Genomic DNA, 21,079 nt, shown 5'->3' with positions numbered 1-21,079 from the left:
CACCCATGGGCATCGTCGGAATCGGGATCGACCTTGTGTCCATTCCCGATTTCGCCGAGCAGGTCGACCAACCGGGAACGGTGTTCGCCGAGACCTTCACGCCGGGTGAGCGCCGCGACGCGTCCGACAAGAGCTCGTCGGCGGCGCGTCACCTGGCCGCGCGCTGGGCGGCCAAGGAAGCCGTGATCAAGGCGTGGTCGGGTTCGCGGTTCGCGCAGCGGCCGGTGTTGCCCGAGGACATCCACCGTGACATCGAGGTGGTCACCGACATGTGGGGTCGGCCGCGGGTGCGGCTGAGCGGGGAGATCGCCAAGCATCTGGCCGACGTGACGATCCACGTGTCGCTCACCCATGAGGCCGACACCGCGGCCGCCGTCGCCATCCTGGAGACCAGTCCCTAGCTACCTCTCGCGAGCAGACACAGAATCGCGCTGAGCGAGCGCAATTCGTGCGATTCTGCGTCTGCTCGCGCACCTATTTACTCCCGCGGCCTCAAGTACTACAGTTTGTGGTACTACACATTGTAGTAATGAGGGGATGGTCGCCGTGGACCTCGAAGAAATCGACACCCGGTATCACCCGTCTGCCGCACTGCGCCGTCAGCTCAACAAGGTGTTTCCCACGCACTGGTCGTTCCTGCTGGGTGAAATCGCCTTGTACAGCTTCATCGTCCTGTTGATCACGGGCATCTATCTGACGCTGTTCTTCGACCCGTCGATGACCGAAGTCACCTACGACGGCGTGTACCAGCCGCTGCGGGGCGTGGAAATGTCCCGAGCCTACGAGTCGACGCTGAACATCTCGTTCGAAGTGCGCGGCGGGCTGTTCGTGCGTCAGGTCCATCACTGGGCCGCGCTGCTCTTCGCCGCGTCGATCATGGTGCACCTGGCCCGGGTGTTCTTCACCGGCGCGTTCCGCCGACCGCGCGAGGCCAACTGGGTGATCGGGTCGCTGCTGCTGATCCTGGCCATGTTCGAGGGATACTTCGGCTATTCGCTGCCCGACGACCTGCTGTCCGGCATCGGCCTGCGCGCTGCATTGTCATCGATCACGTTGGGATTGCCGGTGATTGGGACGTGGCTGCACTGGGCACTGTTCGGCGGTGACTTCCCGGGCACCATCCTGATCCCACGGTTGTACGCGTTGCACGTGCTGTTGCTGCCCGGGATCATCCTGGCGCTGATCGGGGTGCACGTGGCGCTGGTGTGGTTCCAGAAGCACACCCAGTTCCCCGGACCGCGGCGCACCGAGCACAACGTGGTCGGCGTGCGGGTGATGCCGACGTTCGCGGTCAAGTCCGGCGCCTACTTAACCTGCATCGTCGGCGTGCTGGGCCTGATGGGCGGGCTGCTGCAGATCAATCCGATCTGGAACCTGGGACCCTACAAGGCTTCTCAGGTGTCGGCCGGTTCGCAGCCGGATTTCTACATGATGTGGCCGGACGGCCTGCAGCGATTGTGGCCGGCCTGGGAGATCTACATCGGCCATTACACGGTGCCGGCCACCGTCGGGGTCGCGCTGATCATGGGGTTGGTCTTCGTCCTGCTGACCAGCTATCCCTTCCTCGAGAAGCGCTTCACCGGTGATACTGCGCACCATAATCTGCTGCAGCGGCCGCGAGATGTGCCGGTGCGCACCGCGATTGGGGCGATGGCCATCAGCTTCTACCTGGTGCTGACCCTGGCGGCGATGAACGACATCATCGCGTTGACGTTCCACATCTCGCTCAACGCAACCACCTGGATCGGGCGGATCGGCATGGTGATCCTGCCGCCGTTGGTCTACTTCATCACCTACCGGTGGTGCGTCGGGTTGCAGCGCAGCGACCGCGAGGTGCTCGAACACGGTGTGGAGACCGGCATCATCAAGCGGCTGCCGCACGGCGCCTACATCGAACTGCATCAGCCACTGGGCGCGAGGCCCCTCGAGTATCAGCGGGCACCGGTGCCCAAGAAGATGAACAAGCTGGGCGCTGGCGGCAGGCCCGGTAGTGGCAGCTTCCTGCGCGCCGATCCGGCGGACGAGGCGGCGGCGCTCGCTGAGGCCGAGCACGTCGCGGAGCGCCGCACGCTCACCGCACTGCGCGAACGCTCAGCCCGGCCACTTAGATAGCGCCCGAGATTGAAAATCTGCAGCGCTGCACTCGCACGCAGGCTGCAGATTCTCAATCTGGGTGAGCAAGGCAGTTAACTGGCTATCTCAGTGCGGGCCGAGGCGAGGCTGCGAGCGTAACCCGAACCCATGCCCAGCAGCACCAGGCCCACGACGATAAACGCCGCCACCCGGAATATGCCGTCCAGCGTGGCCAAGTCGAACAAGAACAACTTGGCGGTGGCCGCCCCGGTGAGTGCCAGTCCGGCGGTGACCGCCTCATGACGGTGGTCCTGTCCCCGTCGCAGCGCGTAGACGAAAAGCGCTGCGGCCATGGCGATCCAGCAGATGGTGGCCGCCATGTGTCCGGCGAGGAAGCCGCCGCCCGTGCCGCCGATCAGCACACCGGCGGTCACCGTGAACGCGGTGACGGCATAGACGATCAGCGACCCCGCCCCCGCGACGAGCAGACCCGCGGCATCGGAAGTTAGGAAGGCGCGGGTCAACACGACCGCCGCGGCGATGACGAGCAGACTGGCCGCCAGGGTTGACACCGCCACCGCAGTCGGCATCGCGGTGGCCCGCACCAGCGCGCGCAGGGGTGCGTGACTGTAGAACAGGCCGGTACCGATGAGGCCGAATCCCGCTGCAGCCCAGCGTGCTACGACGTCTCGGCGCCCGGCGATGCCGACCGCGACTGCCAGCGCAAGCAGCAACGGGCCGGCCACGTAACCGTCGAACGCGACGGTGACAGCGATCAACGCTGCGATCGCCGACCACGCCGACCAAATCTGGCCGACCACACGCGGCGGGTTGCCGAGCAGGGTGACGCTGAGCATCCCGGCGGCCAGCGCCGCGGAAAGGACAGCTGCCAGAACGTGATTGACTCCGACTGCGCTGGCCAGTACGGGCAGCGTGCCCGCCGCGGTCGCCAGCGCCAGTGCCGTCGCGTGGGTGGTGCCGGGCAATAGGACCAGGCCGCTGACGATGGCGAGCAGGGCCGCGACGCCGCAGGCGCCACCGACCAGCCAGGCGTTGTCGTGCCTGCTGACCGCTACCAACGCCAGCAACAGCGGCAACGTCGTCGCCGCCATCCGGGCAGCGTGCATCCAGATCCAGTCCTTGCCCACCTGCACCGGCAGCGCGGCGGCCGACAGTGCCAGCATGAAGCTGACGAGAAGCAGGTCGACACCGCGGGTGAGCACGGGCGCCAGGCCCATCAACGGGACCAGCACGAGCAGCGCCAGATGTTCGGAGTTCCACCGCCGGGCCAGGATCAGGCCCGCTCCGCCGACGACGGCGGCCAGCACCAGCCCCATCGATGCGGGCACCCATTTGTAGATCGTCACGACCGCGATCACGTCCAGGTAGGCCGCGGCAATGCCGGTGGCCGCCAACGCGATCGCACCGACCCGTCCGCCGGGACGACCACGCAACCGGGCGCCCACAGCGACGAGTGCCGTCGCCAACGCGCAGCCGCCGGCGACCCGGATTTCCGGTCGCAGCAGGCCGGCCTGCGCCGCCAGGACGAGCAGCAGGACCACGCCGATCAGCGTGACGGCCACACCGGCAACGGCCAGCAGCTTGCCGATCCAATTGGATTCGGCGTTGTCCGACGGGACGGGCGGCGGGGGCGCGGGCGGGGGAGCGGATGGGCGCGGTGGTAGCGGGGGGCGCGGGGCGGTTGCCGCTGGTGCCCAACCGTGCCAGTAGTTCTGCCAGTAGGGGACGGCCTGGGCGGGCGTTGGCGGCGGGACGAATACCGGTGCCGGCGGCGGCGGGGGTGTGGCCGCGGGATCGGAGATCAGCCGATTGAGCTGGCCCAGCTCACCGGAGACTCGCGACATCTGACGCGACAGGACGTCGAATTCCTGGGAAAGCCGGCTGATAACAGCCTGAGTCGATTGGGTCATGGGTACCCACCCTGCCGCGGCGCCTCGGGTGTTCGGATGAGTAGGACTACCCAAAACCTGTCACTGGTCGAGACCGTGCTCGATGGCGTAGCGCGTCAGCTCCACCCGGTTGGCGACCTGCAGCTTGCGGAACGTGGCCTGCACATGGTTCTCCACGGTGCGGTGGCTCAAGGTCAGCTTCTCGGCAATCTGCTTCGCCGACAACCCTTTTGCGACATAGCGCAACACCTCGGTCTCCCGGTCGGTGAGGCTGGGGGTGGCGGGCCCGGAGTCCGGGCTCTGTGCGATGCGCCGATACTCACCCAATACCAAGCCGGCCAGGCTCGGGGTGAACACGGCCCGTCCGGCCGCGGTGGCGCGCACGGCGTCGGCCAGCTCGGCCTTGGAAGCGCTCTTGACCAGGTAACCGGTCGCGCCGGCTTTGACGGCCTCCAGGACGTCGTCGCGTTCGTCGGAGGCTGACAGCACCAGCACCCGCGTCGACGGCGACACCTCGAGCACCTCCATCGTGGCCTGTACACCGTCGCCGTCAGCCAGGCGCATATCCATCACCACCACGTCCGGCTTCACCACCGCTGCGCGACGGCGCGCGGCGGCCACACCCTCGGCCGTGGCGACCACATCGAAGCCGTCGTCGGCAAGGTCGCGCGCGACCGCGTCGCGCCAGATGGGGTGGTCGTCGACCACCATCACCGTAGGGTCGTTCTGTTCAGCCATACCGTCCCTTTCCGCGCGGCACCTTCAGTTCCCACTCGGTGCCGTCACCGACATCGGTACTCAGATCCGCACTGCCGCCAAGCGAATTCAACCGACCTACAATCGATTTCGCGATGCCGACGTGTCCTTCGCCGACCGCTTCCTCCAGTCGGCCGGGCGGGATGCCTGTCCCGTCGTCGCGGATGCTGACTGCGACCCAATCGCCCAGATCTTCGAGCAGAACGAAGGCGCGTGCCTGCGGACCGGCATGCAGCCGCACATTGTCCAGGGCATTGCCCACCGCGGCATCGAGTTCCTGCGCCGCTACGTTCGCCAGCGGTACCGGAGTTCCCGGGAGGCTCACCGACACGCGGTCGGACTCCCGCCGGCGCAGCAGCCCGCGCAGGTCGATTACGGTGTCCGAGTCGCTTTCCATGTCGGTCGAGGTGACCCATTTGCGCAGCGCGCGTTCCTGTTCGCCGGCCAGTGTTGCGAGTTCGGATGCGGCGCCGCCGATTTCGTGGCCGCGCTTGGCGACCAGCGCGAGCACCTGGATGACACCGTCATGGACTTGGCGGGACAACCGTTCGCGTTCTTCCACCGCCGCCGAGAGGCGGGCCGCGCGCTGTAATTCGTCGTGGGCGCGACGCGCGGTCCGGGCGGCCAGTCCGACGGCCAGACCGACCGCCAACTCGACAATGACGGTGGCGTTGCGGCCCAGGTTGACGCTGACATAGCCCTTGACGAATTCACTGGTGGCGGTCACCGCAACCCCGGTCAACATGCCCCCGGTCGGACCGAACTGCAACGCGGCAGAGATAGTGGCGTTGCTGGCCCATAACGTCGTCGGCCACGTCTGATTGTTGTGCGCCCACTGCCCGGTCGCTACCACCTCGGTGGACAGCATGAGCAGCACGACGACGACGAGTTCGGCGACCACCCACGCCGGGCGCCGGCCGAACCCGTGCAGGTAGGCGACCGCGCAGGCGACACTCCAGCCGATCAGCACCGCGAACAGGGTCCAACCCCACCCCGGGTGGCGCAGATCGGAGTTGACCGCGATCTGGAAGCCCAGCGCATACAGGCAACCCAGGAGCCGGAACAGCTGAGCTGCCCGCCAGAGCGGAGCCGTCGGGTCGGGACCGGGGGCGGTCACCGACTTGACCTGAATGAGTCTGGGTAAGTCACTGCTCGCGTCGGCGCTCGGCGACGATTACGTGAAGTAGTCCCACGATTTGCTGTTGGCCGGCGGCCGCGGCGTCGAACTTGCCGCGCATCTCGGTGAACCCGCGGTCGACGTGGTCGCGCAGCGTGTTGAACTCCTGCCGGAGATCGACGAAGTCCTGCCGCATTGCGTTGAAACTGCCCGCCACCGCATGCCGGAACTCCCGGACCTCGCCTTCCAGAGCGGCGACACGCGGCTCGATGCCTTCGGCCTCCATGGCAGCTGAGTCTATCGGTGATCAGAAGGCCCACAACTCACGGCGGTGGCTAGCCTCGGAACCATGACTGATCTGGTGGAGCGGGTGCGTGAGGTGCTGCCGTCGGTGCGGCGCGACCTGGAGGATCTGGTGCGGATCGAGTCGGTGTGGGCCGACCCGGCGCGCCGCGACGAAGTCCGCCGGAGCGCGCAGGTAACAGCAGACCTGTTGTCGCAGGCCGGTTTCGACGATGTGCGCATCGTCAGCGAGGGTGGCGCCCCAGCCGTCATCGCGCACCATCCGGCGCCGCCGGGGGCGCCGACCGTGCTGCTGTACGCCCATCACGACGTGCAACCCGAAGGCGACCGCGGGCAATGGCTGTCGCAGCCGTTCGAGCCGACCGAGCGGGACGGGCGACTGTACGGCCGTGGCACCGCCGACGACAAGGCCGGAATAGCAACACATTTGGCGGCCTTTCGGGCGCACGGCGGTCAGCCGCCGGTGGGTGTGACGGTCTTCGTGGAGGGCGAGGAGGAGTCCGGATCTCCGTCCCTGGGCAGGTTGCTGGCCGCCCACCGCGACGCCCTGGCCGCCGACGTGATCGTGATCGCCGACTCGGACAACTGGAGCACTGAGGTGCCGGCGCTGACGATTTCGCTGCGGGGCATGGCCGACTGCGTGGTGGAGGTCGCCACGTTGGATCACGGGCTGCACTCCGGGCTGTGGGGCGGCGTGATCCCCGACGCGCTGAGCGTACTGGTGCGACTGCTGGCCAGCCTGCACGACGACGACGGCAACGTGGCGGTAAAGGGTCTGCATGAACTGGACACCGAAGGGTTGAATTACCCGGACTATCCGCCCGGACGCGCACGCAGGGACTCCGGTCTGCTGGACGGGGTGAGCGAGATCGGTTCGGGTTCGGTGCCGCAACGACTGTGGGCCAAGCCGGCGATCACCGTGATCGGCATCGACACCACATCCGTTGCGGCAGCGTCGAATACGCTGATTCCGCGGGCCCGCGCCAAGATCAGCATTCGGGTGGCACCCGGCGGCGACGCGGTGCAGCACCTGGACGCCGTGGAAGCCCACCTGCGCGCGCACACGCCGTGGGGTGCCCAGGTCGACGTCGTGCGCGGCGAGATCGGCCAGCCCTACGCGATCGACGCCGACGGTCCGGTCTACGACGCCGCGCGAGCGGCATTCCGGCAAGCGTGGGGTGTCGACGCCGTCGACATGGGCATGGGCGGGTCGATCCCCTTCATCGCCGAGTTCGCCGAGGCGTTCCCGCAGGCCAAGATCCTGGTCACCGGGGTGGAGGATCCCGGCACCCAGGCGCACAGCATCAACGAAAGCCTGCACCTGGGGGTGCTGGAGCGTGCGGCGATCGCCGAGGCGCTGTTGCTGGCGAATCTTGCGCACACTCAGGCGGCAGCGGCCAACGATCGCGCGTAGTTCACCGCCTGGTGAGCGTTCATCACCGAGTGCGGGCCCGTCACCGGAATCAACGTGGAGTGGTAGAAGCCGTTGCCTTGCACGGTGACCTGAACGAATCCGCCGAGCCTGCGTTCCTTCATCAGCAGAAAGAGCAAGCCCAGCAGGCAAAACCACACGAACACCACCGCGAGAACGACACCAACGGTTGAGATGCTCTCCTCGTAGCGCGACATGTCTGTCACTGTCCACACCGAGCCGCGGATCGGGTGCGGCCCACTCGGCGTCGACACCCAGTGCTCGGAGACTGAGATGTCACCGATCGTCGTGAGCCACGGCTCCGGTCCGACGCTGTGATAGCCGGCTATTTCCCCCACGGGGTCGAGTGTATTAAACCGACAGATCGCGCCGTAGCTTCGCGACGTGTCCGGTCGCTTTCACGTTGTACTGCGCGACCTCGATCTTGCCCTTCTCGTCGACGACGAAGGTGGACCGGATCACGCCGGTGACCGTCTTGCCGTACATCTTCTTCTCACCGAACGCGCCGTAGGCGGTCAGCACCTTGCGATCGGGGTCGGACAGCAACGGGAACGTCAACTTCTCGGCGTCGCGGAACTTCGCCAGCTTCTCCGGTTTGTCGGGGGAGATGCCGACGACGTCGATCCCGGCCCCGTCCAATTCAGACAGACTGTCGCGGAAGTCGCAGGCCTGTTTGGTGCAGCCGGGCGTGGACGCGGCCGGGTAGAAGTACACGACGACGCGACGACCCTTGAAGTCCGCCAAGGACACCTTGTTGCCGTCAGCGTCGGGCAGGCTGAACGCGGGCGCTTTGTCACCGGGAGCCAGGCGGGCGGTCTCAGTCACGTGCGGAGTCCTTTCGGTTCACCGGTGCGTCGGGGTTTGCCTCAGCTGCTCTAGGGTAGTTCGTCAGTGCACCAGCCTGACTTGGAGGACAGACACGTGGCGGACCGCGATCCCGACACCATCAAGCAGGAGATCGATGTGGCCCGCGAGCAGCTCGCGGCGACCGTCGACTCGCTTGCCGAGCGTGCCAATCCCCGCCGTCTGGCCGACGACGTCAAGGCCAAGGTGATTGAGTTCCTGAACAAGCCGATCGTGACGGTGTCGCTGACCGGGGCAGGTGTCGTCGCCGTCATCGTGGTGATCCACAAGATCAGGAACCGCTGACCCCGCGCGCCTCCCGCCAAGTGGGACGCCAGCCGCGCACTCGACGCCGGAACTTCACCGACGCGCTACGAAGTAACCCGAAATCCGCGCCTTCAGCCGACGTGACGGCGACAGCGGCGCGGCCGCGCGCATGATCTTGTTGCCCACTCCCGGCATCACCATGACCCGACCGGCCCGCATCGCGTCGTACCCGGCCCGGGCCGTCGGCGCGGCGTCCATGATGAACCGATCCAGGCGCGACCAGTCCCCGACACCGGCGGTGCGCCCGAACTCGGTGCGGGTCGGACCCGCCGCCAGGTGCGTGCAGGTGACGCCGGTGCCGTGCAGGTCGGCAGCCACCGCCTCGGAGAAGCTGCGCACATAGGCCTTGCTGGCGGCATAGCCCGCCTCGAGCCCATGCGGAATGACGTAGGCGGCGATCGAGCTGACGTTGAGGATGGCTCCGCGCCCCGCTTTCACCATCCGCGCGGCATACAACGTGGTCAGGTCGGTCAACGTCACCACGTCCAGCCGAATCATCTTCGATATCGCCGCCGGATCGCACTCCTGGATCTTCAGACCCAAGATCCCGACACCGGCATTGTTGACCAGGTACTCGACGTCGACACCGAGTTCGTCGACGCGCGCGACGAGCTCTGCCCCGGCACCCGCCCGGGACAAGTCCATCGATATCTCGTCGACGCGGACACCATGGCGGGACCGCAGTTCGTCGGCCAATTCAGCCAGTTGTGCCGCGCTGCGCTCGCTGGACACCACGACCACGTCGATCCCGTCAGCCGCGAACAAACCCGCGAATTCGCGGCCCAAACCCGTCGAGGCGCCGGTGACCAGAGCCGTCGTCATGCCTTCAGGCCCGTGCCACTGGTGACGTGCACCGGGAGATCATCGACCCACGGCTGGGTGGTGACCATGTCGTCGACCTCGATGTAGCCGCGCTCGAATTCGCCCGTCGCGGCGTCAACGAGGCGGTACTCCTGACGCTGGATGTGGATGGGCTGGGCGTCGATGATCACCACCCGAACCTCGCCGGGCTCGAATCCGCAACGCTCCTGGAGCGCCTCGATGAGGCATTCGTTGTGCATGTGCCCGTCGCCGAAGTTCCAGCCGACCGCCACCGCACACAGCGTCTCGCCTTCGCACAGGTTGTAGTCGTCCTCGTCGTACCCGGCCAGCGCGCGGTGCACCAGCGTGAACAACGCACGCCCGTGCGTGTTCATGCCACGGAACGCGTATGCCAGGTGCAGGGGGACCAGGGTGGCGTCTTTGCTCTTGTACAGCCGCTCGAGCTGCAAGTGCTGCATCGGCCCGAGCGCGCGGGCGCCGAGGCGGATCTTCTCGTCGGCGGACGGCTTCGCGCACCACAGCGTGGTGTCCCAGTTGCCGGCGTAGTACCGCATCCCGGGCAGAAAAGAAATCTTGCGCGGGAACAGGTTTCCGAGGATGACGGTGGCGACCATGACGGCGAACAACGCGGCCACCGGCAGCGGGTTACCGACACTGGACAGCCCGAGCGGCGCGTGCGCGACGAACAGCCACAGCACCCCGACGATCATGAAGACGTTCCATTCCAACGGCACCCCCATCGGGAACGCCAGCAGGATGTTCAAGTGGAACACGATCATCACGAGCGCGGCGATGGTCGTCGGCCACCCGCCGTGCGAGAAGAACAGCACCAGCGGCACCAGTCCTTCGATGGCAGTGGAGAAATGAGCGATGAAGCCCGAGACCGCACCCGGGCGCAGATCATCCGGGTAGCGCTTGAACAACGACGTCTTGAGAATCCCAGACGGGATGAACGGGTTGTTGGCCAGCATCGTCGAGATCACGAACGGAAAGTGCCGGGTGATCTTCGACGTCGCCGCACCCATCCAGATCACGACGAAGACCAGCTTGGCTGCGACCACGATGTCGGCACCGGTGAACAGAAAGGCCAGCGCCAGTGGTGCATACACCTCGGCGCGGGCGGCCAAGAAGATCACTTTGTCCCGCACGCTGAGCGCAGCCAGCACGGACAGGATCGCGACCGTCTGCCACGGTGACAGCACGCCGATCTGCGTGCCCAACGCCGGAATAGGCCCGGCCCCGTCGGACACCAGTGCGAGGAGGAGCAACGTGATCAGCGCGCCGTAAAGCAGCGCGTCGAGCGGGCTTCGATTGTGGCCCTTGGTCAGTGGAACCCGGCCGGGCCAGGGTGGTAGCCGGATCGTGCCGGGCCGTAGCCAGTACAGGATCGAACCGATCGGCGGGAAATACCGCCCGGCCAGCGGGCCGAAACAGCAACCCAGTCCGACGACTTCGAAGAGCATCGTGAACAGCACGGCTTTCTGGAACACGATCGGCTCGGTCCACCACGCGGTGAGATCGGTGAAGCCACCGATGCCATCGGTGGTCCAGGCGAACACCCAGATGCCCAGGATGTACAGCACGATCTTCACTCCGTACATCACGTGCATCACCAGCGGAGTGCCGAAGCCGTTCTCCGCGATGTGCCGCATCATCGGCACGACCCGCTCCGATCGCGTCCGCCGGCTCCACTCCGGAACGTCGACGACGGGCAGGTTCGGCTGGATGAACCCCATTGCGGCTCCTTCGACGGCATGCTGTGTGATGAAAAAGTACCTGCGGCCGGCGCGGCGCGACAGACCCGCGTCGGACTCGACGGGGTCGGTTCACGCTTCGTTGCGATCAGCGCGATCCCATCTTGCGGCTCCAGGCGGCCGACGGTACGGGCAATTGCGTCAGCGTGCGGTCCGGAGCAAGCCAAACATGTTGTAGGTCAACACAGTTCGCACCGTTCGACAAGTGTCGCCGAGTGCGGCGGCGGCACAACCGCGACGGAGCCTGGGAGTCGCTTCGGGTTACGCGCACACCGCAACGCGTGGACAAGTCGCAGGATCCAGTGGCAGCGTGCTGCCTGTGCCGTGTCCCTCGGGACGGCGCCACCGTCGAAAGGAACGAACGTGGGAACTGCCGCTGTGCGAATAGTCGGTGGCCACAAGCACTTTGACGCCGACAGCCACGCGCTGGCCGACGTCGACCTGACCATCGACGACGGCGACTTCCTGGCCATCCTGGGACGCAGTGGCAGTGGGAAATCCACCCTGCTGCGGGTGATCGCCGGCCTGGAGCAACTCACGTCGGGAACGGTCCAATGGGCTGACGGCGGTTCGGCGCGACCGCACAGCGGCGTGGTGTTCCAGCAGCCGCTGCTGCTACCGTGGCTGACCGCCGGGGAGAACGTACTGCTGGCCGGGCGGTTCGCCGCGCAGAAAGCGACGTTCCAACGGGACTACGCGCAAGAGCTGCTGCGCCGATTCGATCTGGACCGGGTCGCCGACCGCTACCCCGACCAGCTTTCCGGTGGGCAGGCGCAGCGCGTCGCCATCATCCGCGCGGTCGCTACCCGGCCACGGCTACTGCTGCTGGACGAACCGTTCAGCGCGCTCGACCCCGCCATCCGCGCCGATCTGCAGCGCTGGCTGAGCAATCTCGCCGCTGAACTCGGCGTCACCGTCGTCCTGGTCACCCACGACGTCGACGAGGCCCTGCTGCTGGCCAGCCGCGTGGTGCTGCTTGGTCCCGACGGGCGGATCCGGCGGGAATGGCAGCCCGGCAGCCAGCCGCTCCGCGAGGAGATCCTCGACCACTATCGCCTGGTCGAGCGGTGACGGACGGCCTGATCTCGCGGCGGTCCCTGCTGACCGGCGCGGCGGCCCTGGCCGCAGTGGGAGGCGTGGCAGGGGTGGCTGATCTGGCGCACGCCGCCAGCATCGACCGCACCAACACCAGTGGGCAACTACGGATCGGATATCTGCCCATCACCGACGCGGCGCCGCTGCTGATCGCGCACGCGGCCGGCCTCTATCAGCCGGGTGTGGTGAGCGCGGCCAAGCCGGTGCTGTTCCGCAGCTGGGCATCGCTTGCCGAGGCCTTCGTCACTCGCCAGGTCGACGCGGTGCACATGCTGATGCCGACCGCGATTCAGCTGCGCTTCCTGCTGCGCAGTCCGGTGCGGATACTGAGCTGGAACCACACCAACGGTTCGGCCCTCACCGTGGCGCCCGACATCACCGACCTGGGCCAGTTGGCGGGAACGCAAGTGGCGATACCGTTTTGGTGGTCAATCCACAACATCATCCTGCAGCAGTTGCTGCGCGCCCACGACCTGGTGCCGGTGGTGCGCCGCAGCGCCTCGCGCAGCGCGCGGACCGTTGAACTGATCGTGATGAGCCCGTCGGACATGGTGCCGGCCTTGGCCAACCGGTCGATCAGTGGCTACGTGGTGGCCGACCCGTTCAACGCTATGGCCCAGGTGCGCAAGATCGGTCGCATCCATACCTTCCTCGGCGACGTGTGGCGTGACCATGCCTGCTGCGTGGTGCTGGCCCACGAGGACCTGATCGAGCACCGGCCGCAGGCAGCCGCGTCGCTGGTCGACTCGATTGTGGTTGCGCAGCAACACATCAATGCCGACCGAGCCGCGGCGGCCGCCGCCTTGTCCAAGGGCGCGTATCTGCCGCAGCCGCTCCCGGCGATCAAGACCGCGCTCAGCTATCGCCCGCAGGATTATCGGATCGCTCATCCTGACTGGCAGCCGCAGCGGTTGGGCTATCAGCCTTTTCCGTTTCCCAGCTTCACTCGCCGCCTCGTGGAGGCCATGCACGACACCGTCGTGGACGGTGACCGGCGGTTTCTAGAGCGGCTGGATCCCGGGGCCGTGCACGCCGATCTGGTGGACGACACCTTCGTACGCTCCGCGTTGAGCGCACACGGAGGTCCCGAAAGTTTCGGTATCCCTACTGATTTGACCCGAACGGAACAGGTACAGCCGCGATGACTTCGGACACCACGACCATTAAGCCCGAAGATTCCACGGCCGGCGCGCTGGCTCAGCGTTGGTGGCCACCGGTGCTGGCCATCGGCACGGCTGTCGCGGTGTGGTGGTTGGCGACCGGGGTCCTGGCCCCGGCCCAGTCACTGTTGCGGGAGACGACGCCGCTGCGTGTGGTCAAGTCGCTGGCCGACCTGCACCACCGCGGAGTCCTGCTGCCCGACACCGGTGTCAGCCTGTGGCGCTTGCTGGTTGGGCTGCTGGTCGGTGCGGTCATCGGCATCCCCGCCGGGTTGCTGATCGGGTTGAATGACACCGCCGATCGGGCCACCCGCCCGGTGGTGCAGTTCCTGCGCATGATCTCGCCGCTGTCGTGGGCACCGATCTCGGTGGCACTCTTCGGCATCGGCAACGAACCGGTGATCTTTCTGATCGCCGCGGCGTCGGTGTGGCCGATCCTGATCAACACCGCCGCCGGCGTGCATGCCATCGACCCCGGTTACCTACAGGTGGCAAAGTCGTTCGGGGCCACCCGGGTCGAACAACTCACCGTGGTGGTGCTGCCCGCGATCCGCGGTCACCTGCAGACCGGTCTGCGCGTCGCACTGGGCATCGCCTGGGTGGTGCTGGTGCCCGCCGAGATGCTCGGGGTGCGTTCGGGTTTGGGCTATCAGATCCTCAACGCACGCGACCAGCTGGCGTACGGGCAGGTGGTCGCGGTGATCGTGGTGATCGGATTGATCGGTTACGTGCTGGATCTGGTTGCGCGCCGGCTGCTTTCGGGATCGCGGTCAGGTTAGGACGGCTAGGCCGCGCGCGACCACGCCAGCGGATTCAGTTCGCGGAACGGGTCGTCCGCGCGGATGGCCAGCAGGTCGGCCAGGATTTTCTCCAACGCGTGCCTGGTTTGCTCTCGGACCGTGGCCACCCAGCTCTCCGGCGATTCGCCCTCGGGTTTCGTGGTGACGATCGGTTCGCCGAAGCGCAGATACATCCGCTGCGGGCGGGGAATGAAGGTGGGCCCGATGCCTCGCATCAGCGGCACGGCCATGTCGCTTCCGCCGCCGAACCGGGCGCTGAGGGTGCTACTGAGTCGACCGAGCGTGCTGTCGCGGGTGATCAGGCTCTTGTAGACGTCGTCACCCCCGACCAAGCCGACGGGGACGATCGGATAGTCGTTCTCCACGGCGACCCGGGCGAACCCGGAACGACCGTGCCAGCTCAGCTGGTATTCCTCGCCTTTGAACTTTGCGATTTCGCGCCCGCCGCCCGGGAAGACCAGGACGGTCTCGTTGTGGCGCATCAGTTCCCGCGCCGTCTCGGGTGCACCGATGACCCCGCCGTAGGCGGTCATCACGTCGTGGCCGAAACCGGGCTGCTGAGCGAAGCGTCGATCGGCCAGCGGGCGGACCCGGGTGCCGACGGCCCGCCGCACGAAGTGCGGGATGAGCAGCACTTCGCCGCCGATGAACTGAGTGTGATTGCCTACCAACAGAAATCGGCCGTCGGCGGGGAGGGTGTCCAAACCGTCCACGAAAGGACGCCACAGGTCGATCAACGGGGCAATGCCGTCTTGCAGTTTGTCGAGCGCGTTGCGCAGCGTCTGCACGCGGGGCGGGTGGGTCATCACGGCGTCGAGGTCGATCGGCTGCTTCGCGAGCTGGTCGATCCGAGAAGGGAAAGGAGGGGCCATGCATGGCAGCATAACAAACGAACTAGTTCGTATGGGGTATGATCTGACCGTGCGGACCACCGACGAGCTTCGCGACTCGATCCTGAGCGCCGCGCGGTCCGAGTTCGCCAACTACGGTCTGGCCGGCGCCCGCATCGACCGCATCGCCCGCGTCGCCGAGGCCAGCAAAGAACGGCTCTACGCCCACTTCAAGGACAAAGAGACGCTGTTTCGCAGCGTGGTCGCCGCTGACGGGGCCGAGTTCTTCGCCTCGGTCGCCCTGCGCCCGGACGCGGTGCCGGAGTTCGTGGGGGACATCTACGACCTCGCCCGGCGGCGTCCCGAGCATCTGCGCATGCTCACCTGGGCACAGTTGGAAGGACTTGCTCTGAACCCGCCCCCGGCCGAGGAATGGGATTCAGTCCCCGCCCGCGACATCCGCGCTATCGAGGCCGCGCAGGCGGCCGGCCACGTCGACCCGTCCTGGCAGCCGATGGAGTTGCTCGTGCTGTTGTTCGGCGTGGGATTGGCGTGGGCGCAGTCGCCGCACCCGGACGCGCGGTCCGACGATCCCGAAGTCGTCGCCGCTCGGCGTGCCGGTTTGATCGAGGCGGCCCGGCGCATCGTGGCGCCTGTCTGACGCGGTCATCAGCAAATTCCCTGTTTTTTGCCGATTTCGGCGCGGGCGGCCCCCGCGTGTCGTAATCTCGCCAACCGACACAGGGAGGGTGTTTCGAGATGAAGATACGCATTCTCGCGGCCGTAGTGGTCGCCATTGCTACGGGACTGAGCGTCGGGGTGACCATTGCGCCTGTCGCACAGGCTGATCCGCCGTACGCCAACTGCAAGGCCGCTGCCAAAGACGGCCGGTACAACATAACGAAGGATGACCCCGCGTACAGTTCGAAGCTGGACCGCGACGGAGACGGTATCGCCTGCGAGTCCTAGTTCGTGGCATGCGCCGGCTGTCTTCGCATAGCCGGTAGTTAGTTTCGCAACGTCGACTTCGAGTAATCTGCGGCACGGCTCGTACCGTAAAGCTGTGATTGTGTCGTCAGCCGTGAGCGCGGTTCGGCTGTTGGGCAGCAGGCTGTTCGCCATGGTGACCGGACCGGAGAGCCCATCCGCTGGGCTTTGACGCCGGGGACCCCCGAGGCCCTTCGCCACGACGACAGCAGCGCCACCGCCAGCAGCATCTCGGCGATATCACCCCAGTAGTACATCAGCGTCCCGGCGTCGCGCAGCTCGTCGGGCGGGATAGGCGCGGAAACGAAGAACCCGCCGTACAGCAGCTGGGAGATCACCGAATGCCCTGCCACCGCGACCCCGAGGATGACGATGCGACTGCGTACCGACGGGCGGTCCGGCCCCGGATCGGGACCGACGATCAGCCACGCGAACAGATACCCGCCGAGGAAGAAATGCAGGTGAACCAACTGGTGCACAAGGGTATTGGAGCTCGCCACGGTGAACAGCGGAGTGAAGTACAACAGGACGAGGCCGCCGAGGTTTGCAGTCAGCACCACAGCGGGGTGGGAGACGGTCCGCGCGGGTGCGGAGCGCAGCGCATGGACGAGGAGTCGGCCGTAGCGCGGGGTGACCGATCGAAGGATGAGCGTGACGGGTGCCGCCAGCACCAGCGCCGTCGGCGCGAACATACCGATCAGCAAGTGTCCGAGCATGTGGTGACCGAATCCGGTGGTGGCCGCGGACTCGACGCCGAGAATCAGCAGGCCCGTGCCGAGGAGAAAACTGCACGTCCGCCACGGGTTCCGGCCGCGCGGCTCCCGGCTTCGTGCCAGTGCAAGCGCGACATAGCCGACGGCTACCGCGAAGGCGATGCCAGCCGCTAGAGCGGTGCCGCCTTCGTGGCTGACAGGTCCGTGGGCGAGGAGCGTCACGTCGTGTCCGAGGCCGTCGGAGTGCTGCGTTGGAGCAGCCAACCGCCGAGCACGAGCAGCGCACCCAACACCAGAAACCCGATGTCCCACAACGCTTGATGGGCACCGCTGCGGACGTGGTGGATGGCCAGGATTTGATGGTCTATCGTCCCCTCGACCAGGTTGAACAGCCCCCAGCCGACCAGCACCCAACCCCACAGGGGGCGAGCCGTCCACACCCGCTGCCTGGTTCGGGTCAACCGTGAGTACAGCAGCGCCAGCCCGATGAGCACTGCGAGCCAGGTGAAGGTGTGAAAGAGGCCGTCCCACAAGGTGTTTACCTTCAGGCCGTGCACGGTGTCGGCGGGATAGGAAGCGATGTTGATGCGCGCGGTGTCAGCGCTGGTGAGCATGTGGTGCCACTGCAGCAGTTGGTGGAGCAGGATGCCGTCGACGAACCCGCCCAAGCCGACACCGAGAACGATGCCCGGCAGCCTCAGCGTGGCGCTGTCCATACCGCGGGAGGTACCCGTTTGCCTACGGCATACACCGAGATCCGGCTCTGCACCGAATCCGCAGGGCGAATACTTTGTATGTGCAACTGTTAATCCGAAACTTTCGAACGAATTTTCGGCGGTTTAAAGTGCTCCGGCCCTGGTATTCGGTGCGTATGAGTCGCAACGACGCCAGTCCGCCAGTTGTCCCCGGTGAAAGCTCGGACCGGCAAGTCATCGACCTCGAACTCGAACGGATTTACCGCCAGTTGCGGCAAGGGGTTTATCAGGACACCTCCGAGCGCCTTTGTCGGGAGGCAAGAGACACGTGCGGACGAGCCGCTGATGCTCGCGCCCGGTCCAGGCGCATCCGGCAACTCACGTTGCTGCCTCCGTCGGATACACCTCCCCCTTCACTCGGATGAAGGGGAAGGGCAAAACGACTTGAAGTGCGCCGTCAGGGTTTCGAACCCCGGACCCGCTGATTAAGAGTCAGCTGCTCTACCAACTGAGCTAACGGCGCGTGCACGGCCAGAGACCGGCTATCGACAATAACAGGCATTGCGTCGCGGAGGGAAATCCCTCACAGTGAGCTGCAGCACGGAAAGCCGCAATCGGCCGGACTGACTCGGTGGGTGGGGAGAAGGCACTACAATACTAGAAACAATCCTGGTCAGCGGTGACCGTTGTAGGTGAACAAAATGGGGAAGGTCACTTGATGACGCCTTTGCGCAGACGTCGATCGTGGCTGGCTGTGGCCATGGTCCTAGTTGCTGTGTTCGGTGTCGCCTGTAGCAGTGGCGGCAAGGCGCCGGCAGCCCCCAAGGTCATCGAAAACAAGGGCACGCCGTTTGCCGACCTGTTGGTCCCGAAATTGACCGCCTCGGTCACCGACGGCGCCGTCGGGGTGACCGTGGACGCGCCGGTGACGGTGAGCGTCGCCGACGGCGTGCTGGGGTCGGTGACCCTGTCCAACGACAGCGGTCGGCAGATCGCCGGTCAGCTCAGCCCCGACGGGCTGCACTGGCAGTCCACCGAACAACTCGGTTACAACCGCCGCTACACACTGAACGCGAAGGCGCTGGGACTCGGCGGCGCCGCGAACCGGCAGATGACCTTCCAGACCAGTTCACCGGCGCACCTGACCATGCCCTACGTCGTGCCGAGCGACGGCGAGACCGTCGGCGTCGGGCAGCCGGTGGCCATCCGGTTCGACGAGAACATCGCCGACCGTGCCGCCGCCGAAAAGGCCATCAAGATCACCACCAATCCGCCGGTCGAGGGTGCGTTCTATTGGCTGAACCGGCGCGAAGTCCGTTGGCGTCCAGAGCATTACTGGAAGCCCGGCACCACCGTCGACGTGGCGGTCAACACCTACGGCGTCGACCTCGGCGAAGGCATGTTCGGCGAGGACAACGTCAAGATGCACTTCACCATCGGGGACGAGTTCATCGCCACGGTCGACGACAACACCAAGATCATCACGGTGCGGATCAATGGTGAGGTCGTCAAGACCATGCCTACGTCCATGGGCAAGGACAGCACGCCGACGAACAACGGCATCTACACCGTCGGCGCCCGGTTCAAGCACATCATCATGGATTCGTCGACGTACGGCGTTCCGGTCAACTCGCCCAACGGGTATCGCACCGACGTCGACTGGGCCACACAGATTTCCTACAGCGGAATCTTCGTGCACTCCGCGCCGTGGTCGGTGGGCGCCCAGGGTCACTCGAACACCAGCCACGGTTGTCTGAACGTGAGCCCGAGCAACGCGGTGTGGTTCTACGACCACAGCAAGCGCGGCGACATCGTCGAGATCGTCAACACCGTCGGCAGCATCCTGCCCGGTACCGACGGCCTCGGCGACTGGAACATTCCGTGGGAGCAGTGGCGGGCCGGCAACGCCAACGCCAGCTAGGTGATCGCGGGCCCGACTCAGACGTGCAGCACGCCGCCCAGTGCTGACAGCGGGATGTGCGCCTCGACTGTGCCGCCGTCCATAAACCACTGCGGCATCCCCGGCGAGTAATTCACGGGTTCGTCGTGCCCGACCGGGTAGTCGGGCATGTACAGGATCAGTTCGTCGGGGGTCAGCGCCCACGCGCGGTAGGCGCCGGAGTAGACCTTGTCGGGCGTCCACCGGTCGACGGTGAACGGGTAAGTCCCCGGATCATGCGGTGGCGCAGCCTGATTCAGCGCAGCTTCGATGAACGGCTGGGCCGGACCCGCAATCGCGCCCAGTGAACCGCCGGCCAGGTCCGACAACTGCACCCGTTGGCCGCGCGCCATGTCGAAGGTGAAGGTGCGGTAGGCGTTGTTGGGTTTGGGCCCGTCGGCGTGATAATCCTCGTGGAAGACCGCGCTGAGCAGGTCGCTGTGTTGGAAGACCTGGTAGTTCTCCTCGCCGTAGCTGTCCGCCGCCATCAGCGTGTTGGCTTTTCGCCAATTGGCGACCAGGGTGCGTAAATAGTCGCGGATCACCGGGCCGGTCGTGGGGTTGTCGACGAGTTCGGCCGGTACCGCAACTTTGATGTCGCGCACGGCGTTTCGTTCGGATGTTACCGCGGTGTGGCAGTACTGGCCGTCCCAGCCGCCACCGAGCTCGCCGCAGAACGACTCGGCCGACGCCCCCGCGGTCGCGGGGCGCGGGACAGCGGACATGGCCACCAGCAGTATCGATATCGCTACTGTCCTTCTGAACACAGGTGGCTCCGATTCGGTTAGAGCAACTGGACTTTGGCGGCCCGCCAGCGACCGTCCACCTTTTCCATCGTCATCTTGATCCGGCTCCGGTCGATGCGCGGGTCGGGCACGGCCATGTTGGCCACGGTTTGATCGATGAAGACCAGCACCACAACCCTCTCGGCCGATTGGGAGGCGATCGCGGAGTCCACCACCACACCGTGCGCAGTGGCCTTGTTGTCGATCAGCAACTGTCGGAGCTGCACGCTGGACTGGGTGTACATGTCCTTGAACTCACCGGTCGCGCCGTCGAGCACTTGCCGGAAGTTTTCGTCCACGTTGTTGGAGTCGATGCTGGTCAGTACCCCGGCGTACTTGATCGCGGCTTCCCGGGCCTCCTGAGCGGCCACCTGCACCTGATGTTGTTGCCAGAGCTGCCAGCCCAGGAAGCCTGAAACCGCAAGGGAGATAGCCAATAACAGCGGCATGATGCTGCGACGCAGGTAGGCGCGCCATGGTCGCTTGGTGCGTTTGGCCTTCTCGCCCTTCCCTTTCAGCAGCGGCCCGTCGTCTTCGTCGGAGTCTTCTGCGTCGGTGTCCTCGTCCTCGACGTCGGTCTCGTCGGTGTCCCGGGCGTCCGGATCGGCGAGGTCCTCACCCGCGTCGGGGGTGTCTTCGACGTCGTCGAGTTCTTCCGTTGCGCCGACAGGTTTCTTGAGGTCGACGCCTTCCTCGGTTGTCGCGGTCATGATGTTCTCCTCGGGTTGTGTGTGTCGG

The 21,079-nt window shown here is 66.1% G+C and carries 23 protein-coding genes and 1 tRNA gene; 10 read left to right on the top strand and 14 right to left on the bottom strand.

Translation table 11 applies throughout. The annotated features are described in order from the left end of the window. Nucleotides 1-5 precede the first annotated feature (5 nt). Together acpS and qcrB are read left to right on the top strand one after the other, a co-directional pair. The gene (gene acpS / locus AC5Y47_RS18380) at nt 6-401 is read left to right on the top strand and encodes a holo-ACP synthase AcpS (RefSeq protein WP_499945661.1); all 396 of its coding nucleotides are present in this window, start codon (nt 6-8) and stop codon (nt 399-401) included. Between the two features lie 145 nt (nt 402-546). Beyond that, on the top strand, nt 547-2,112 hold the full coding sequence (qcrB, locus tag AC5Y47_RS18375; RefSeq protein ID WP_499945660.1) for a cytochrome bc1 complex cytochrome b subunit: 1,566 nt from the start codon (nt 547-549) through the stop codon (nt 2,110-2,112). 74 nt (nt 2,113-2,186) lie between these two features. Here qcrB and AC5Y47_RS18370 read toward each other — a convergent pair whose 3' ends face one another. From AC5Y47_RS18370 to AC5Y47_RS18355, 4 genes are read right to left on the bottom strand one after another with little or no spacing between them, the layout of a single operon-like run. Next, on the bottom strand, nt 2,187-4,004 hold the full coding sequence (locus AC5Y47_RS18370) for a DUF2339 domain-containing protein (protein WP_499945659.1): 1,818 nt from the start codon (nt 4,002-4,004) through the stop codon (nt 2,187-2,189). A 60-nt stretch (nt 4,005-4,064) separates the two neighbouring features. Further along, nucleotides 4,065-4,721, bottom strand: coding sequence for a response regulator (locus tag AC5Y47_RS18365; RefSeq protein ID WP_499945658.1), 657 nt, complete (start codon nt 4,719-4,721; stop codon nt 4,065-4,067). Beyond that, nucleotides 4,714-5,856 carry a MacS family sensor histidine kinase gene (gene macS / locus AC5Y47_RS18360; protein WP_499945657.1) on the bottom strand — a complete coding sequence of 381 codons (1,143 nt, stop codon included), beginning with the start codon at nt 5,854-5,856 and terminating at the stop codon, nt 4,714-4,716. The genes AC5Y47_RS18365 and macS overlap by 8 nt, the downstream gene beginning before the upstream one ends. Nucleotides 5,857-5,884: 28 nt before the next feature. Next, a complete protein-coding gene (locus AC5Y47_RS18355; protein ID WP_499945656.1) occupies nt 5,885-6,142 on the bottom strand; it encodes a hypothetical protein in 258 nt (85 codons plus the stop codon). A gap of 63 nt (nt 6,143-6,205) precedes the next feature. Here AC5Y47_RS18355 and AC5Y47_RS18350 point away from each other — a divergent pair, with 63 nt between their 5' ends. Further along, nucleotides 6,206-7,573, top strand: a complete 1,368-nt coding sequence (locus AC5Y47_RS18350) for a dipeptidase (protein WP_499945655.1) — start codon at nt 6,206-6,208, stop codon at nt 7,571-7,573. Here the strand turns inward: AC5Y47_RS18350 and AC5Y47_RS18345 are convergent. Continuing rightward, nucleotides 7,543-7,929 carry a hypothetical protein gene (locus tag AC5Y47_RS18345; protein ID WP_499945654.1) on the bottom strand — a complete coding sequence of 129 codons (387 nt, stop codon included), beginning with the start codon at nt 7,927-7,929 and terminating at the stop codon, nt 7,543-7,545. The genes AC5Y47_RS18350 and AC5Y47_RS18345 overlap by 31 nt on opposite strands. A 13-nt stretch (nt 7,930-7,942) precedes the next feature. Then, nucleotides 7,943-8,416 carry a thioredoxin-dependent thiol peroxidase gene (gene bcp / locus AC5Y47_RS18340; RefSeq protein ID WP_499945653.1) on the bottom strand — a complete coding sequence of 158 codons (474 nt, stop codon included), beginning with the start codon at nt 8,414-8,416 and terminating at the stop codon, nt 7,943-7,945. Nucleotides 8,417-8,512: 96 nt separating this feature from the next. Between bcp and AC5Y47_RS18335 the strand changes: the two genes are divergently transcribed. Beyond that, nucleotides 8,513-8,740, top strand: a complete 228-nt coding sequence (locus AC5Y47_RS18335) for a DUF3618 domain-containing protein (RefSeq protein WP_499945652.1) — start codon at nt 8,513-8,515, stop codon at nt 8,738-8,740. A 54-nt stretch (nt 8,741-8,794) separates the two neighbouring features. On the opposite strand, the gene AC5Y47_RS18330 is transcribed toward AC5Y47_RS18335, so the two are convergent. Together AC5Y47_RS18330 and AC5Y47_RS18325 are read right to left on the bottom strand one after the other, a co-directional pair. Next, a complete protein-coding gene (locus AC5Y47_RS18330; RefSeq protein WP_499945651.1) occupies nt 8,795-9,583 on the bottom strand; it encodes an SDR family NAD(P)-dependent oxidoreductase in 789 nt (262 codons plus the stop codon). Next, nucleotides 9,580-11,319: a DUF3556 domain-containing protein gene (locus tag AC5Y47_RS18325; protein ID WP_499945650.1), complete on the bottom strand. Its 1,740-nt coding sequence runs from the start codon at nt 11,317-11,319 to the stop codon at nt 9,580-9,582. Before AC5Y47_RS18325 ends, AC5Y47_RS18330 begins: the two co-directional genes overlap by 4 nt. A 381-nt stretch (nt 11,320-11,700) precedes the next feature. Here AC5Y47_RS18325 and AC5Y47_RS18320 point away from each other — a divergent pair, with 381 nt between their 5' ends. The 3 genes from AC5Y47_RS18320 to AC5Y47_RS18310 are packed head-to-tail and all read left to right on the top strand — an operon-like array spanning nt 11,701 to nt 14,371. Beyond that, a complete protein-coding gene (locus AC5Y47_RS18320; protein ID WP_499945649.1) occupies nt 11,701-12,408 on the top strand; it encodes an ABC transporter ATP-binding protein in 708 nt (235 codons plus the stop codon). After that, the gene (locus AC5Y47_RS18315; protein ID WP_499945648.1) at nt 12,405-13,577 is read left to right on the top strand and encodes an ABC transporter substrate-binding protein; all 1,173 of its coding nucleotides are present in this window, start codon (nt 12,405-12,407) and stop codon (nt 13,575-13,577) included. The genes AC5Y47_RS18320 and AC5Y47_RS18315 overlap by 4 nt, the downstream gene beginning before the upstream one ends. After that, nucleotides 13,574-14,371, top strand: a complete 798-nt coding sequence (locus AC5Y47_RS18310) for an ABC transporter permease (protein ID WP_499945647.1) — start codon at nt 13,574-13,576, stop codon at nt 14,369-14,371. Before AC5Y47_RS18315 ends, AC5Y47_RS18310 begins: the two co-directional genes overlap by 4 nt. A gap of 5 nt (nt 14,372-14,376) precedes the next feature. Here AC5Y47_RS18310 and AC5Y47_RS18305 read toward each other — a convergent pair whose 3' ends face one another. Beyond that, nucleotides 14,377-15,264: a lysophospholipid acyltransferase family protein gene (locus AC5Y47_RS18305; RefSeq protein WP_499945646.1), complete on the bottom strand. Its 888-nt coding sequence runs from the start codon at nt 15,262-15,264 to the stop codon at nt 14,377-14,379. A 49-nt stretch (nt 15,265-15,313) separates the two neighbouring features. On the opposite strand from AC5Y47_RS18305, the gene AC5Y47_RS18300 reads away from it, so the two are divergent. Further along, on the top strand, nt 15,314-15,883 hold the full coding sequence (locus tag AC5Y47_RS18300; protein ID WP_499945645.1) for a TetR/AcrR family transcriptional regulator: 570 nt from the start codon (nt 15,314-15,316) through the stop codon (nt 15,881-15,883). 98 nt (nt 15,884-15,981) lie between these two features. Further along, nucleotides 15,982-16,191: an excalibur calcium-binding domain-containing protein gene (locus AC5Y47_RS18295; protein WP_499945644.1), complete on the top strand. Its 210-nt coding sequence runs from the start codon at nt 15,982-15,984 to the stop codon at nt 16,189-16,191. Nucleotides 16,192-16,229: 38 nt separating this feature from the next. Here AC5Y47_RS18295 and AC5Y47_RS18290 read toward each other — a convergent pair whose 3' ends face one another. From AC5Y47_RS18290 to AC5Y47_RS18280, 3 genes are all read right to left on the bottom strand, one after another. Continuing rightward, complete coding sequence (locus AC5Y47_RS18290) at nt 16,230-17,144, bottom strand: cytochrome c oxidase assembly protein (protein ID WP_499945643.1); 915 nt, start codon at nt 17,142-17,144, stop codon at nt 16,230-16,232. Continuing rightward, entirely contained in the window at nt 17,141-17,638 is a 498-nt protein-coding gene (locus AC5Y47_RS18285) for a DUF2243 domain-containing protein (protein WP_499945642.1), read from the bottom strand. Before AC5Y47_RS18285 ends, AC5Y47_RS18290 begins: the two co-directional genes overlap by 4 nt. Before the next feature lie 429 nt (nt 17,639-18,067). Next, a tRNA-Lys gene (locus AC5Y47_RS18280) sits at nt 18,068-18,140 on the bottom strand. Between the two features lie 195 nt (nt 18,141-18,335). Between AC5Y47_RS18280 and AC5Y47_RS18275 the strand changes: the two genes are divergently transcribed. Then, the gene (locus AC5Y47_RS18275; protein ID WP_499945641.1) at nt 18,336-19,538 is read left to right on the top strand and encodes a L,D-transpeptidase; all 1,203 of its coding nucleotides are present in this window, start codon (nt 18,336-18,338) and stop codon (nt 19,536-19,538) included. Between the two features lie 17 nt (nt 19,539-19,555). Here the strand turns inward: AC5Y47_RS18275 and AC5Y47_RS18270 are convergent, their stop codons facing one another. Then, nucleotides 19,556-20,281: a mannan-binding family protein gene (locus AC5Y47_RS18270; RefSeq protein WP_499945640.1), complete on the bottom strand. Its 726-nt coding sequence runs from the start codon at nt 20,279-20,281 to the stop codon at nt 19,556-19,558. A gap of 59 nt (nt 20,282-20,340) precedes the next feature. Beyond that, entirely contained in the window at nt 20,341-21,051 is a 711-nt protein-coding gene (locus AC5Y47_RS18265; RefSeq protein WP_499945639.1) for an Rv1363c family protein, read from the bottom strand. Nucleotides 21,052-21,079 lie beyond the last annotated feature (28 nt).

Source organism: Mycobacterium sp. NGS22, from assembly GCF_059813095.1.
This window is presented reverse-complemented; position numbering and strand designations above follow the sequence as displayed.

Bases quoted from the DNA above. Each gene is read 5' to 3' on its own strand.
- acpS (WP_499945661.1), top strand. From the start codon at position 6: ATGGGCATCGTCGGAATCGGGATCGACCTTGTGTCCATTCCCGATTTC.
- AC5Y47_RS18370 (WP_499945659.1), bottom strand. From the start codon at position 4,004: ATGACCCAATCGACTCAGGCTGTTATCAGCCGGCTTTCCCAGGAATTC.
- AC5Y47_RS18365 (WP_499945658.1), bottom strand. From the start codon at position 4,721: ATGGCTGAACAGAACGACCCTACGGTGATGGTGGTCGACGACCACCCC.
- AC5Y47_RS18355 (WP_499945656.1), bottom strand. From the start codon at position 6,142: ATGGAGGCCGAAGGCATCGAGCCGCGTGTCGCCGCTCTGGAAGGCGAG.
- AC5Y47_RS18350 (WP_499945655.1), top strand. From the start codon at position 6,206: ATGACTGATCTGGTGGAGCGGGTGCGTGAGGTGCTGCCGTCGGTGCGG.
- AC5Y47_RS18330 (WP_499945651.1), bottom strand. From the start codon at position 9,583: ATGACGACGGCTCTGGTCACCGGCGCCTCGACGGGTTTGGGCCGCGAA.
- AC5Y47_RS18325 (WP_499945650.1), bottom strand. From the start codon at position 11,319: ATGGGGTTCATCCAGCCGAACCTGCCCGTCGTCGACGTTCCGGAGTGG.
- AC5Y47_RS18310 (WP_499945647.1), top strand. From the start codon at position 13,574: ATGACTTCGGACACCACGACCATTAAGCCCGAAGATTCCACGGCCGGC.
- AC5Y47_RS18305 (WP_499945646.1), bottom strand. From the start codon at position 15,264: ATGGCCCCTCCTTTCCCTTCTCGGATCGACCAGCTCGCGAAGCAGCCG.
- AC5Y47_RS18295 (WP_499945644.1), top strand. From the start codon at position 15,982: ATGAAGATACGCATTCTCGCGGCCGTAGTGGTCGCCATTGCTACGGGA.
- AC5Y47_RS18285 (WP_499945642.1), bottom strand. From the start codon at position 17,638: ATGGACAGCGCCACGCTGAGGCTGCCGGGCATCGTTCTCGGTGTCGGC.
- AC5Y47_RS18275 (WP_499945641.1), top strand. From the start codon at position 18,336: ATGACGCCTTTGCGCAGACGTCGATCGTGGCTGGCTGTGGCCATGGTC.
- AC5Y47_RS18270 (WP_499945640.1), bottom strand. From the start codon at position 20,281: ATGTCCGCTGTCCCGCGCCCCGCGACCGCGGGGGCGTCGGCCGAGTCG.
- AC5Y47_RS18265 (WP_499945639.1), bottom strand. From the start codon at position 21,051: ATGACCGCGACAACCGAGGAAGGCGTCGACCTCAAGAAACCTGTCGGC.